The sequence below is a fragment of the Buchnera aphidicola (Pemphigus obesinymphae) genome, from assembly GCF_026122815.1.
GTDB classification, from domain to species: Bacteria; Pseudomonadota; Gammaproteobacteria; order Enterobacterales; family Enterobacteriaceae; genus Buchnera_C; species Buchnera_C aphidicola_BJ.
In genome coordinates, this window is the sequence record NZ_JAIWQW010000110.1 from 1 (window position 1) to 334 (window position 334).

Annotated in this window: 1 protein-coding gene; it reads left to right on the top strand. The window is 34.4% G+C overall.

Features of this window, described 5'->3' with window-relative positions:
- Positions 1–334: flagellar biosynthesis protein FlhA (locus tag LDP10_RS03340; RefSeq protein ID WP_265197297.1), on the top strand; the 334-nt coding region annotated here is incomplete at both ends.

A 334-nucleotide genomic window follows, 5' to 3' on the forward strand; every position in this document is an offset into this window, starting at 1 on the left:
TTATGGTTCTATGGATGGTGCGAGCAAATTTGTTAGAGGGGATGCTATTGCTGGAATTTTTATAATGATTATTAACATCCTTGGTGGATTAGTGATCGGTATAGTTCAACATAATATGTTTTTTGGAAAAGCTATCGAGGTATACACACTTTTAACAATTGGAGATGGATTAGTTGCTCAAATTCCTGCTTTGGTAATTTCTACGGCAGCTGGAGTTATGGTTACACGTGTTAGTACGGAAGAAAATGTAGGTGAACAAATTGTTAGTCAATTGTTTTATAATCCTAAGGTAATATTATTAAGCGGAGTAGTACTGGGAATATTAGGATTAGTT